The sequence below is a fragment of the Bradyrhizobium dasycarpum genome (assembly GCF_042019905.1).
In the GTDB taxonomy this organism is placed as follows: domain Bacteria; phylum Pseudomonadota; class Alphaproteobacteria; order Rhizobiales; family Xanthobacteraceae; genus Bradyrhizobium; species Bradyrhizobium japonicum_B.
The window spans coordinates 2,161,334-2,173,936 of sequence record NZ_CP169574.1 but is presented as its reverse complement, the minus strand read 5'-3'; the positions used below and the strand labels follow the sequence as shown (position 1 = coordinate 2,173,936).

The 12,603-nt window shown below is 64.5% G+C and carries 14 protein-coding genes and 1 pseudogene; 10 read left to right on the top strand and 5 right to left on the bottom strand.

Features of this window, described 5'->3' with window-relative positions:
• The first annotated feature begins 2 nt into the window (after positions 1-2).
• Positions 3-203, top strand: a complete 201-nt coding sequence (locus ACETMP_RS10790) for a hypothetical protein (RefSeq protein ID WP_375160923.1) — start codon at positions 3-5, stop codon at positions 201-203.
• Positions 204-270: 67 nt separating this feature from the next.
• Positions 271-513: a hypothetical protein gene (locus ACETMP_RS10785; RefSeq protein ID WP_028135713.1), complete on the top strand. Its 243-nt coding sequence runs from the start codon at positions 271-273 to the stop codon at positions 511-513.
• Positions 514-547: 34 nt separating this feature from the next.
• On the opposite strand, the gene ACETMP_RS10780 is transcribed toward ACETMP_RS10785, so the two are convergent.
• Complete coding sequence (locus ACETMP_RS10780) at positions 548-1,798, bottom strand: DUF763 domain-containing protein (protein WP_375160922.1); 1,251 nt, start codon at positions 1,796-1,798, stop codon at positions 548-550.
• A 126-nt stretch (positions 1,799-1,924) separates the two neighbouring features.
• Here ACETMP_RS10780 and ACETMP_RS10775 point away from each other — a divergent pair, with 126 nt between their 5' ends.
• Positions 1,925-3,064, top strand: coding sequence for a mechanosensitive ion channel family protein (locus ACETMP_RS10775; protein ID WP_375161884.1), 1,140 nt, complete (start codon positions 1,925-1,927; stop codon positions 3,062-3,064).
• A 12-nt stretch (positions 3,065-3,076) separates the two neighbouring features.
• Here the strand turns inward: ACETMP_RS10775 and ACETMP_RS10770 are convergent, their stop codons facing one another.
• Entirely contained in the window at positions 3,077-4,000 is a 924-nt protein-coding gene (locus ACETMP_RS10770; RefSeq protein ID WP_375160921.1) for a PepSY domain-containing protein, read from the bottom strand.
• A 199-nt stretch (positions 4,001-4,199) separates the two neighbouring features.
• Positions 4,200-5,175, bottom strand: a pseudogene (locus tag ACETMP_RS10765) (tripartite tricarboxylate transporter substrate binding protein).
• Between the two features lie 115 nt (positions 5,176-5,290).
• Between ACETMP_RS10765 and ACETMP_RS10760 the strand changes: the two are divergent.
• The 6 genes from ACETMP_RS10760 to ACETMP_RS10735 are packed head-to-tail and all read left to right on the top strand — an operon-like array spanning position 5,291 to position 10,160.
• Positions 5,291-6,001, top strand: a complete 711-nt coding sequence (locus ACETMP_RS10760; RefSeq protein WP_375160920.1) for a TetR/AcrR family transcriptional regulator — start codon at positions 5,291-5,293, stop codon at positions 5,999-6,001.
• 32 nt (positions 6,002-6,033) lie between these two features.
• Entirely contained in the window at positions 6,034-6,918 is an 885-nt protein-coding gene (locus tag ACETMP_RS10755; RefSeq protein ID WP_375160919.1) for an amidohydrolase family protein, read from the top strand.
• Between the two features lie 40 nt (positions 6,919-6,958).
• A complete protein-coding gene (locus ACETMP_RS10750; protein WP_375160918.1) occupies positions 6,959-7,672 on the top strand; it encodes a PIG-L deacetylase family protein in 714 nt (237 codons plus the stop codon).
• Positions 7,669-8,352 (top strand): 4-carboxy-4-hydroxy-2-oxoadipate aldolase/oxaloacetate decarboxylase, encoded by a 684-nt coding sequence (locus ACETMP_RS10745; protein ID WP_375160917.1) that lies wholly within the window; start codon positions 7,669-7,671, stop codon positions 8,350-8,352. The genes ACETMP_RS10750 and ACETMP_RS10745 overlap by 4 nt, the downstream gene beginning before the upstream one ends.
• A 24-nt stretch (positions 8,353-8,376) precedes the next feature.
• Positions 8,377-9,246: a hypothetical protein gene (locus ACETMP_RS10740; RefSeq protein ID WP_375160916.1), complete on the top strand. Its 870-nt coding sequence runs from the start codon at positions 8,377-8,379 to the stop codon at positions 9,244-9,246.
• Complete coding sequence (locus ACETMP_RS10735) at positions 9,246-10,160, top strand: DUF1932 domain-containing protein (RefSeq protein WP_375160915.1); 915 nt, start codon at positions 9,246-9,248, stop codon at positions 10,158-10,160. The genes ACETMP_RS10740 and ACETMP_RS10735 overlap by 1 nt, the downstream gene beginning before the upstream one ends.
• A 16-nt stretch (positions 10,161-10,176) precedes the next feature.
• On the opposite strand, the gene ACETMP_RS10730 is transcribed toward ACETMP_RS10735, so the two are convergent.
• On the bottom strand, positions 10,177-10,497 hold the full coding sequence (locus tag ACETMP_RS10730; RefSeq protein WP_375160914.1) for a hypothetical protein: 321 nt from the start codon (positions 10,495-10,497) through the stop codon (positions 10,177-10,179).
• Between the two features lie 204 nt (positions 10,498-10,701).
• A complete protein-coding gene (locus ACETMP_RS10725) occupies positions 10,702-11,943 on the bottom strand; it encodes an amidohydrolase family protein (protein ID WP_375160913.1) in 1,242 nt (413 codons plus the stop codon).
• Between the two features lie 143 nt (positions 11,944-12,086).
• Here ACETMP_RS10725 and ACETMP_RS10720 point away from each other — a divergent pair, with 143 nt between their 5' ends.
• Complete coding sequence (locus ACETMP_RS10720) at positions 12,087-12,506, top strand: nuclear transport factor 2 family protein (RefSeq protein WP_375160912.1); 420 nt, start codon at positions 12,087-12,089, stop codon at positions 12,504-12,506.
• Positions 12,507-12,603 lie beyond the last annotated feature (97 nt).

Sequence of the window (12,603 nt, the reverse complement as noted above, 5' to 3'; positions counted from 1 at the left end):
CCATGTCGACATCCACCAAGACCCCGAACAGCATCCGCCAGGGCGGACCCGGCGCCTCACACGAGAACGCCAAGGCGCCGCTGGAGGTGAAGAAGCCGCCCGCCGACAATTCGCAACGCAATCATAGCCGTGTCTCGGGCGGCGGAGGCGAGCGCGACTCCCATCACACGCACGACGAGGCTGGCAAGGGCGGAGGCAGGTGACGCTGCAAGTTCCGATGCAGAACTCGTCAGGGAAACACGAAGAAGATCACTGCAAGAGGAGAAACCGATGCCAGGTGGGCATGGCAGCAAGACGCATTTCAGATCCGGCATGCACGGCAAGGGCGACGGCACCGGCGGCATGACCGAAATCCCCAAGGAGATGATCGGCGACAACATGGTCCTGTCCAACCGCGACAAGAAGCAGCATTCGGACATCCGCGGCATGGACGGCAAGACCATCCAGACCGAACAATATCAGGACCACGCCGCCAACCGGCTCGACGAGAAGCCGGAGACCGACGAGACCTAACGGCGTTCCTCCCGACCAACTCGCGGACCGGCGTTCAGCCGGTCCGCTTTTTTGTGAGCGCGAGGTCGCGTTCCCAGCCGAACACGGAGCGGCCGTCGAGATCGGGCGAGGCGGCGTGCTCATTGGCGATGTAGGCCTCTACCGAAGGCCCGCGCGCAGTCCGCTCCAGCCGTCGGGCCTGATCGTCGAGCCGTTTCATCGCCTGGATCTCTTCCTCACGCCCGAGCTTGGCGCTCTGGATCGCGCCCTTCAGCACGCGGATGGTCTCGTCATAGACCTTGATCGGCACGGGATAGGGATGCCGGTCCTTGCCGCCATGGGCGAGCGAGAAACGCGCCGGGTCCGCAAAGCGATAGGGCGCGCCGTGGATGACCTCTGCGACCATCGCCAGCGAGCGCACGGTGCGGGCGCCGACGCCGGGCGTCAGCAGCAATTCGGGAAAGTCGACCGGGCCGCGCTCGGCCGCGGCGGCCAGCGTGCCGTGCAGGCGGCGCGCGAATACGTCCTTCGGACGCACGTCGTGGTGCGCGGGCATGATCAGATGCGGCAGCATGGGCTGAGCCGGTTCGGACGCAGTCCCCACCAGACGTTCGAATTCGGAGACGATGCGATCGGGACCGAGATCATCCAGGAGATCGAGCTGCGCGGTGCGTGAGACGTCGGCGCGATGGTCGGTGAGATTGACGATCTCGCCCTGTTGCGGCCCGTCGATCGCGCTATGCGGCGCATCGACGAAGCTCTTCAGCGCCTCGGAATGCCAGTGATAGCGGCGGGCCTGGCGCTTGTCGCCGTTCATGCCCTGCTGCACCACCGTCCATTTGCCGTCGGCGGTGACGAAGAAGCCGTGGAGATAGAGGTCGAAGCCGTCCTGCACGGCCGCGCTGTCGACCTTCGCCACCAGGCGGCTGGCGCGGGTCAGCTTTGCGCCGTCGAATCCGACGCGCTCGCCGAGTTGCATCAGCTCGTCCGGTGTCTTGCGCGAATGCTGGCCCCGGCCGCCACAGACATAAATCCCAAGCTCGTCCTGGAGCGGCCCCAGCCCGCGCTTCAATGCGCCGATCACGGAGGTCGTGATGCCGGAGGAATGCCAGTCCATTCCCATCACGGCGCCAAACGACTGGAACCAGAACGGGTGGGACAGCCGCTGCAGAAATGCGTCGCGGCCGTAATGATGCACGATCGCCTGCGTCACGATCGAGCCGAGCGAGGCCATGCGGCTCGCCAGCCAGGGCGGAACCCGTCCGGTATGCAGGGGAAGATCGGCGCTGCCGCTACGTCGAGTCATGAGCACCCAAATTAGCCCAGTTCGGCGACACTTGCACCTATGGGATGCTGCGTTGCACAGGGCGGGGGAGCGAAGCCGGCCGAGAGGCGTTGAGCCGGCTATCGCAGAGCAAATCGGGGAATGGCGATGCATTGGCAGGCTGTGATGGCCGACATCGACGGGATGTTCGGCTGGATACCGTCATGGTTCATCGGTCTCAGCCTCGTTGCGGCGGCAATCCTCCTTGCACTGTCGTTCTACCGGATCGCCAAATGGCTGCTCAACCGGGCCTTTGGAACCCGCCTGCCGCTGCTGAGCGTGTTCATCGAGCGGACCTCCGGCCCGGCCCAGCTGGCGCTGTGCCTGGCGGCCGTCGCCTTGGTCCTGCCGCTCGCGCCGCTCGACGACACGATCCGCACGCCGATGATGCGCCTGTTCGTCGTCGCCGTCATCGCCCTGATCGGCTGGATCTCGATCAGGATCGTCGACATGAGCGCGGCGCGCTACCTGCAGAATTTCCGCGATGTCACCGAGAATTTCGTCGCACGCAAGCACGTCACGCAGGTCCGCGTGTTCAAGCGCGTCACCGACACCATCATCGTCATCATCACGGTGTCCACGGCGCTGATGACGTTCGATTCGGTCCGGCAATACGGCGTCAGCCTGTTCGCCTCGGCAGGTGCTGCCGGCATCATCGTCGGCCTTGCGGCGCGGCCGCTGCTCAGCAACCTGATCGCGGGCCTGCAGATCGCGATCACCCAGCCAATCCGCATCGAGGACGCGGTGATCATCGAGAACGAGTGGGGCTGGGTCGAGGATATCGCCGCGACCTATGTCGTGATCCGGCTGTGGGACTGGCGCCGCATGGTGGTGCCGCTGTCCTATTTCATCGAGAAGCCGTTCCAGAACTGGACCCGCGACACCGCATCCCTGATCGGTGTGATCGCGCTTCATGTCGATTATCGCGCCGACGTTCCGCGCATTCGGCGCTGGCTGGAGGAGGCGGTGAAGCAGTCCAAGCTCTGGGATGGGGCCGTCGTCAATCTTCAGGTGATCGATGCGGACGCGCGCACCATCGAGCTGCGCGCGCTGGTCAGCGCGCGAAACGCGCCGCAATCCTGGGATCTGCGCTGCGAGATGCGAGAGAAGATGATCGCCTTCATCCGTGACGAGATGCCGGAAGCGCTGCCGCGCGATCGCGCGATCCTGATCCCCTCGGCCGACAACGATGGCGATCTCTTCCAGCGCGTCGCACCGGAGAAGGTGCGGGCGGGCGCGCGCAATTGACTCTCCGCGCGATCAGCCGGCGCCGACCATTGCCGCGTCGGTCGGCCCCTCCGCGCGCGGTCGCCGCTTGCGCAACGTTCGCCGCGCCCAGATCAGCAGGCCGGTCGACAGCAGGATCAGCAGCGCGATCGACGTCACGACATTGAGCGGCGCGGCGATCAGGGCCGACCAGTTTCCCTCGTGGATCAGGCGCGGCCAGTTGCGCGGCAGGGGTGCGGCCCCGGACGACGTGACGGCATAGGCGCGCAACTCGCCGCCGTCATAAAGTCTCGCCATCATGCGGCCGCCGCGCGTGCCGATCGAGACCAGCTGCGACAGCTCGTGCGAGGCTGCGACCATGCGGATCGCGTCCGGCAGGGCGAGAGAGCGGCCGGTTGCGGCCGGAGCAGCTCCACCCTGGAACGTCAGGCCGAACGCCATGCACAGGCCGGTCAGCGGACTGAGCAGGATCAGCGGCAGCGTGAACCAGGCAGTTGCCTTGTGCCATCCCGACAGCGTGTTGCGCAGCCGCGGCAATCCCATGACGATGCCGAGCAGCATGATGATCACCATGGCCAGCGTGGATGCCGTCACTAGCCAGGCCTGGCCCATGAGGCGTTCGTGCGTGAACCGGGCCCAGAGCAAGACATTCGACAGGGTCGAACCCGCCGAGGCGGCCTCGCCGGTTGTAAGATCAATCGCCGGCATGTTGGTGCCCCGGAGCGTGATGCTGTGGCTGCCCGCGTCGATGGAGAGCCCGCGCGCCTTGCCGTCGGGATCGTATCGCTTCACCAGCTCGATGACACGGCCGGCCTCGATCGCGGCACCGCTCATGCTAGTCGTTTGCACGAGAGGCTCGATCGACAGAATCAGGCCGGTGACAATGATCGCGAGCAAGGGAAGGGCGAAGGCCAAAGTGATCCAGCGATGCAGCCTCAACAATGCGGGTTTGCTCATTCGTCGTCCTCGGTGCCTTCCAGACTTTGCTCGCGCAGAGCCGTGCAAAACACAAATGACGCTTTGTCCATGTTGTTGCGTTGACTTGCAGCAACCGGAATTTAAGCGCGCGGAAGGTATTCGAGTCCCGCGCGCCACGTGTCGCCGCACTCTCTGCGCCGGCACGCGCGCTTAAAGCGGATCAACGGACTTGCGCACTTCATTGTGCGCGGATATTGGCCGCCTGCAGCACTGGCTCCCATTTGGTCGCCTCGGCGTGCATGTAGGCATCGAACTCCTTGGACGTTGAGCCGACCGGAGTTGCACCGATCTTGCCCAGCGTCGACTGCACATTCGCATCCTGCAGCGCCGCCTTGAGGTCGGCTTCGAGCTTGGCCACGATCTCTGGCGGCATCTTGGCCGGGCCGAGGACGCCCCACCAGACCGAGACGTCGTAGCCGGGCACGCCGGACTCCGCGACCGTCGGCACGTTCGGCAACGCCTTCGAGCGTTCGGCCGAGGTCACCGCGAGCGCGCGCACCGGGCCGCCCTCGAGGTTGGCCGATCGCTTCGGCGAGCGGATTGATGCTGAGCGGGATCTCGCCTGATATGACCGCGGTCAGCGCCGGTGCGCCGCCCTTATAGGGAATGGAGACGATCTTGGTGCCGGACATGTACTTCAACAGCTCGCCGGCCAGATGCGCGGACGTCCCGTTGCCCGACATGCCATAGGAGAGCTTTTCCGGCTCCTTCTTCGCGGCCGCCAGGAGATCGCCGAGCGTCTTGTAGGGACTGTCCTTGGCCACCACGATCGCGAGCGGCGAGGAGGCGACCTCCGTGATCGCGGTAAAATCCTTGAACGTGTCGTACGGGACGCTCGGATAGATGAACTGGTTGAGCGGATGGCCGCTCGCGACGAGGATCAGCGTGTAGCCGTCGGGTGCGGCCTGCGTCAGCGCTTGCGAGGCCACGATGCCGCCAGCGCCGGGACGATTGTCAACCACCGGCTGCTGGCCCCAGCTTTTCGCCAGCGCCTGTGCCAGCGTACGCGCGAGCACGTCGACCGCACCGCCCGCGGCATAGGGGACCAGAATATGCACCGGCTTGCTTGGATAATTGTCGGCGGCTTGCGCGCCGCCCGCCAGCAGACCGGCGCCCAGCATCAACCCTCCGATCGTCTTGTTCAAACCCAGCATCTTCCCAGCACTCCTTGTAGGCATTCGCGTCCGAGCCGCGGTCTCCATGCCGTCCCGCACGCCGGCACGGTTTTTGTTGACGAGACCTGATCTTTTGTACGATAGTACAAATCACATGGTCCGCAAGCCCACCAGCAAGGAAACGGCCCGCAAGCCGAATATGCGCGAGGCAATCCTCGCCGCGGCCGAGGAGCTGTTCGCCACCAACGGCTTCAATGCCGTCTCGGTGCGCGATATCGCGCACGCGGCCGGCGCCAATCCCGGCAGTGTGACCTATCATTTCAAGACCAAGGACGGGCTGCTGCTGGAGATCTATCGGCGCCATTGCGGGCCGATGAACCTGCGCCGTTCGGAGCTGCTCGCGGCCGCCCGGCGCGTGCGCGATCTCCAGGACCGGCTGGAGGCGATCGTGCGCGCCTATGTGGTGCCGGCATTCACCTCGGGCAGCGATCTCGCCGGCGGCGGGGCGCGCTTCACGCGGCTGCGCGCTGTGATGTCGGCGGAAGGCAACGAGGTCACGCGAAAGATCATCGCGCAGACTTTTGACGACACCAGTCACGCCTTCATCGATGCGGTCCACGAAAGCCTGCCGCATATTCCGCGCACTGACATCGTCTGGCGCAGCCATTTCCTGCTCGGCGCGCTCTATTATTCACTGGTGACGCCGGACCGCGTTTCGCGCCTGTCGCGCGGCGCGGCCGACGGCGGCGATGCCGCCACTGCCATCGAGCAATTGGTGCAGGCGACGGTTGCCTCGTTCCAGGCGCCGCCGCTCGATCATGCCGCGCCGGCGCGGCGCCGGCCGGTCGTCAGCAGCAAGACTTGAAACAAGCGGTCTCGCTTCGGCGGGCTCACCTGATGACGATGATGTACACGCCGACCATTCCGCCGCCCGATCCGAACACGCGCACGCCGAAGTTCAAGCTGCCGAAGCTGTCTTGCGACGCGCATTGCCACATCTTCGGGCCCGGCGCGAAATATCCTTATGCGCCGGATCGGTCCTACACGCCGCCGGACGCGCCGCTGGAGGATTTTCGCGTGCTGCATGCCAAGCTCGGTGTCGAGCGCGCGGTCATCGTCAATGCCAGCGTGCACGGCACTGACAATACGGTCGCGCTTGATGCGATCGCTGAGAGCAACGGTGCCTATCGCGCGGTCGCCAATATCGACGACACCATCACCGAGCGCGGGCTTCGCGTGCTGCATGAGGGTGGCTTCCGCGGCTGCCGCTTCAATTTCGTCCGCCATCTCGGCGGCGTGCCCGACAAGGGCGTGTTCGACCGCGTCATTGCCATGGTCGCGCCGCTCGACTGGCACATCGACCTGCATTTCGACGCGATCGACTTGCCGGATTATGCCGATATGCTGACGAGGCTGCCGCTGAGCTACACGATCGACCATATGGGGCGGGTGAAGGCTGCCGACGGGCTCGATCAGCCGCCGTTCAGGATTCTGATCGAGCTGATGCAGCGCGATGAGAAATGCTGGGTCAAGATCTGCGGCTCCGAGCGGGTGTCCTCGGCCGGTCCGCCGTTTACCGATGCGGTACCGTTCGCGCGAAAGATCGTCGAGACCGCGCCCGACCGCGTCATCTGGGGCACCGACTGGCCGCATCCCAACGTCAAGGTGATGCCGAACGATGGTGACCTCGTCGATCTGATCCCGCTGTTCGCGCCGGAGCCGGAGCTGCAACAAAAGATCCTCGTCGACAATCCCGCGCGCCTGTTCGGGTTCGACCGATGATCAATATGATGCCTACAAACGAAAGAAGGGAGTTCGTCCCATGAAGACAGGTCTCGTGGTCACCGCCCATCCCGGCGATTTCGTCTGGCGCGCCGGCGGCGCTATCGCGCTGCATGCGAAGAAGGGCTATCGCATGAAGATCGTCTGCCTGTCCTTTGGCGAGCGCGGCGAGAGCCAGTTCGCCTGGAAGGAGAAGGGCGCGACGCTGCAATCGGTCAAGGCGGGGCGCAAGGACGAGGCGGAGCGCGCGGCGAAGCTGCTGGGTGCCGAGATCGAGTTCTTCGACTGCGGCGACTATCCACTGAAGCTCACCGAGGCGCATTTCGACCGCATGGTCGATATCTACCGCGAGCTCAACCCGAGCTTCGTGCTGACGCACGCGCTGGAAGATCCGTATAATTTCGATCATCCCAACGCGACGCATTTCGCGCAGGAGACGCGGGTGGTCGCGCAGGCGATGGGCCACAAGCCCGGGGCTCAGTATAAATATTCCGCGCCACCGGTGTTCCTGTTCGAGCCGCATCAGCCCGAGCAGTGCAACTACAAGCCCGACCTGCTGCTCAAGATCGACGAGGTCTGGAAAGAGAAATACGAAGCGTTCCAGATCCTGGCCGCGCAGAAGCATCTGTGGGGCTATTACGAACGCGTCGCGCTCAACCGCGGCATCCAGGGCAGCCGCAACACCGGCGTGCCCATGACCTATGGCGAGGCCTATCAGCGCCTGTTCCCGACAGTTGCAGAGGAGCTGGCATGAAGCCGGTCGTCGTTCGCAACATCAAGCGAGCCGACCCTGCCGGCATGGCCGAGTATGGCGTCTCGACCGTGCATGAGGCCTACGGCCGCCTCGGCTTGATGAAGCCTTACTTGCGGCCCGTCTGGCCGGGCGCGGCGATTGCCGGTCCCGCGGTCACCGTGCTGGCGCAGCCCGGCGACAATTGGATGATCCATGTCGCCGTCGAGCAGTGCAAGAAGGGCGACATCCTCGTCGTCGGCTGCACCACCGACAATACCGACGGCATGTTTGGTGAGTTGCTGGCGACCTCGCTGCAGGCGCGCGGCGTGCAAGGGCTGATCATCGATGCCGGCTGCCGAGACGTCAAAGCGCTGCACGAGATGGAGTTTCCGGTCTGGTCGCGCGCGGTTTCGGCCAAGGGCACAGTCAAGGCGACGCTCGGCTCGGTCAACGTTCCCGTGGTCTGTGCCGGCGTCAACGTCGATCCCGGCGACATCGTCGTCGCTGACGACGACGGCGTCGTGGTGGTGCCGAAGCGCTATGCCTCCGAGGTCGCGGACAAGGCGAAAGAGCGCTACGCGGACGAGGGCGGCAAGCGCAAGCGGCTTGCCTCCGGCGAGCTTGGCCTTGAGATCTACAACATGCGCGAGGCGCTGGCGAAGGCCGGGCTCGTCTACGTCGACAATTCCGGGGACGTCTAAGGCGAAGACAAGCGGAGCGGGCGGATGGATCGTCTCAAGCTGAAGGCCGTGCTCGGCAACCACCGCCATGTGCAGGCGGTCAAGAGCGGCGAGCTCCGCTCCGACTTGTTCGATCTCGACTTCATCGAGTACACACCGACCAACACAGCGTTCAAGCCGATGGTGCGTGAGCAGGTCTTTGACGTCTGCGAGATGGCGATCGTCACCTATCTGATGGCGAAGGCGCACGGCAAGCCGCTGGTGCTGCTGCCGGCGACCATGCTCGGCCGCTTCCAGCATTCCTACGCGCTCTACGATCCCGTACGTGGATCGCTCGGACCGTCCGATCTCGAAGGCAAGCGCGTCGGCATCCGCTCGTTCACGACAACGACAGGCGCCTGGATCAGGGGCATCCTCGCCAACGATTACGGCGTCAATCTCGACAAGATCCGCTGGATCACCTTCGAGGATCCGCACGTCGCCGAGTATGTTGACACCACCGAGCGCGCGCCCAAGGACAAGAAGATCCTGTCGATGCTGCTCGATGGCGAGCTCGATGCCGTGCTTGGTGAGACCTCCGACAATCCCAGGCTCAAGTCTCTATTTCCTGATCCGGCCGCCGAGGCCGCCAGATGGTACGCCCGGCGCGGCGTCGTGCCGGTCAATCATCTCGTGGTCGTGACTGAGATGCTGGCGAAATCGCGTCCTGACGTGGTCGCGGGCCTCTATGATCTGCTCAAGCGGAACAAGCAACAGATGGGGCCTGCGGCAGAACCCGATCTCGTGCCGTTCGGGATCGAGGCCAACAGGAAGCCGCTCGAACTGATCGTCGACTACGCCTTCCAGCAGTCGCTGATCCCGCGCCGCTATGCGGTCGAGGAGCTGTTCGACGAGACCACACGAGGATTGAACTGATGGCGGATCCGAAGCGCTGGCAGATCGGGCTGGTCGGGTATGGCGAGGTCGGCCGGATCCTGGCCGAGGATTTGCGCCGGCAGGATATTAAGGTCTCAACCTACGACATCAAGCTCGGAAGCGAGCTGGGCGCCTCGCTGCAGCAGCATGCGGCAAGATTCGGTGTGGCGCTCGCAGCTTCGCACGCCGAGTTGGCTGCGAAATCCGACTTCATCATCTCCGCCGTCACTGCCAGCCAGGCCGTACCGGTGGCGAAGGCCTGTGCCGTCGCGCTCAACCAGGGCACCTGGTTCCTCGACTTCAATTCGGCCTCTCCCGGCGCCAAGCAGCGCGCGGCGGCCCTGATCGACGTTGGAGGCGGCCGCTACGTCGAGGGCGCGGTGATGACCTCGGTGCCGCCCTATCGCATCAAGGTGCCGCTGCTGCTCGGCGGCCCTGGCGCGAGGGAGATCGAGCCGCTTTTGAATGCGATCGGCTTTGCGGCGAAGGTTGCGAGCGATGAGCTCGGCGTGTCCTCTGCGGTGAAGATGTGCCGCAGCGTCATGATCAAGGGCCTCGAGGCCATGGTCATCGAAAGCTTCACCACCGCGCGCGCCTATGGGGTGGAGCATGCGGTGCTGGCCTCGCTCGCGGAGACGTTTCCCGGAATCGACTGGGAGAAGCAGGGCGCCTATTGCTTCCAGCGCGTGATCGAGCACGGCCGCCGGCGTGCCGAAGAGGTGCAGGAGGTCGCCGAGACCGTGCGCGAGGCCGGGCTGACACCATGGTCCGCGCAGGGCACTGCCGAACGGCAGGCGTGGGTGGCCGATCTCGCCGACGAAGGGGTGTTCGGCGCCAGGGGCACCAAGGAGTTCGCCCGCAGCGCCGACTGGCGGACCGAGGCAGACCGGATATTGGCGAAGATCAAGCTCTGACGTCGAACGCCTGCGTTCAGCTCAACACCCTGCGGCCATCGCGATAGTCCAAGATTTCATCACGAGCGTGCGCGATCGCATCGACCAGGCTCTTGGCCTTGCGGACAACCTGCTCCTTGGCGGGCGCAGTGCGGAACTCCGAGACGATCATGCGGATGCACTTGTCGGCGGTCTCGAGCGTCCAGAGTGCGCGGGTCATGTCGTCCTGAGTGCGGATCGTCGAGATATCGAGGTCCGACAGGACTTCGCCGATTCCGTTCAGTCGCTTGACGGCGGATTCTGCGGGTGTGTTGGCCCGATTCGAGCGAGAATCGAGGCTACTGAAAGCGTTGAACATAGACAGGCTTCCCCACTGAACCCGGATGGTTCAGAGCGCTCCCTTAGTATGATCCGGATGACCTCTTGTTCAATGCGCACAGCTACGGTCCGGGATTCTACCGGACTCGGATTTGGGGTGAGATCGGCAGTGAAACCAGCGCGAACGGCCTATATCCGGCTCCTGTTCCGACGATTTTACCATTGGTGTTCGACTGAAAAGCGTTCAGGTTCCGGGCCGGAACAAGGTGGGCCGCTGCCGCTCAAAGGTCTGCTGGCCGCGCTTGAAGCCCATTACGACATCAGGCAGATCGGCGATGGCGAAGCGGCTATCTTTCGTGTCGAGCACGATGAGATCGGCGGGATTTCCGACCTTGATGCCGTAATCGGCGAGGTTCATCAGCCGGGCCGGCTGTTCGGTCACGAGATCGAGGCAGGTGTCGAAATCTGTCACCGCGGCGTGCGCGACATTGGCGTAGAAGTTCGCCATCCGCAGCAGCGATGCGTCGCCGAACGGCGTGAAGGGATTGAGCACGTTGTTGGTCGCGACCGAGCACACCACGCCGTCGCCCGCGAGCTTGTGGGCGAGCGTCAGTCCGCGCGGCGCGTTGTGGGTGGCCTCGCGACCCATCAGATAGAGATCTGTCGCGGGCAGCACGGTGACGGCGACGCCGGCTCTTGCCAGCTGCGCGGTGGCAGCCTTCATCCGATCCGGCGGCAGGGCCGAGAGTTTTGTCGCATGGCCGATCGCGACCCGTCCGTGATAGTTGCGCCGCTCGGTCTGCCGGCAGACGTCGTCGAGATGCCACCAGGAGGGATCGAGATCGAAATCCAGGTGAAGGTCGACGTCGACGTCGAACTCCTGCGCGAGATCGAAGATGCGCTCGAGATGAGCGCCCGGATCGGTGTCGGTATAGGGACAGCCGCCGATCACGTCGCCACCGTCCCGCAGAGACTGGATCAGCAGGTCTTCAGCTCCGGGATCGTTGGTCAGGCCTTCCTGCGGGAACACGCAGAGCGAGAGGTCGATGGCCCAGGCGTAATCGCGCTTCAGCGCTTTCACCGCTTCGAAGCTCCGCAGGCCGATCCGTGGATCGATCTCGACATGCGTGCGCATCCGTGTCGTGCCGTGCACGATCGCGCGCTCCAGCACCTTGGCACCGCGGGCGTAGACGTCCTCGACCGTGAAGTCGCGTTTCATCGCCGACACCGCCCGGATGGCGTCGCCGAGACTGGCGTGTTCGTGCCCGCAGCGGTCGAGCAGGCAGGCCTTGTCGAGGTGGATGTGGGTATCGACGAAGCCGGGCAAAGCCAGGTGCCCGCCGAGATCGACGCCGACCGCTTCACCGGCGAGCTGTGGCTCGATTGCGGCGATCCGGCCGCCCTTCACGCCGATATCGACGGGTGCGGGGGACGATCGCAACAGCGCGTTGCGGAAGATCAGGTCGAAGGCGGGCTGGGTGATCATGGCTCTTGCGGACGGAATTTAGAGCAAGCGGCGGGGGTCGGCCGCTCCAGATTCTCGGCAGTGTAGCGAGGCAAATGTCCAAAATATATGCATGGATCTTGTGCGAGTAGCGGTAGTATTCCGCACATTCGGGAGACCCAGCCATGTCCGTTGCCGCAAGAGCCGACACCGCTCCATTGTCCGACGCCGCGATCGTGGAGGCCTATCTCACGGCATCGATGATCCCGGATCCGGATGCTGCGGCGACCTATATGGCGCCGGGCACTGTGATCACCTTCACCGGCGGAAACACGTTCGATCATCCGCGCGGCCCGACCGCCTTCAACGCCAAGCGCTACCGCTGGGTCAAGAAGAAGATGGACCGGTTCGACGTCTGCCCCGGCGACGGCGAAACGGTAGTTTACAGCGTCGGCACGCTCTACGGCGAGTGGAAGGACGGGACTCCCTTTGAGGGCACCCGTTACGTCGACCGCTTCGTGGTGCGCAACGGCAAGATCACCAAGATGGACGTCTGGAACGACAGCGCCGAGCGCATCCTGGTCCAGCGCGGCATCGACGCGTAAGAGCCGTCTCGCGTATTGAAAGCCGGGATAGCTGATAGGCGCAAGCGCGTCTGGCGGCCTGTGCGCGCCTGCGCTATCAACGCGCTCGATTGCGCCC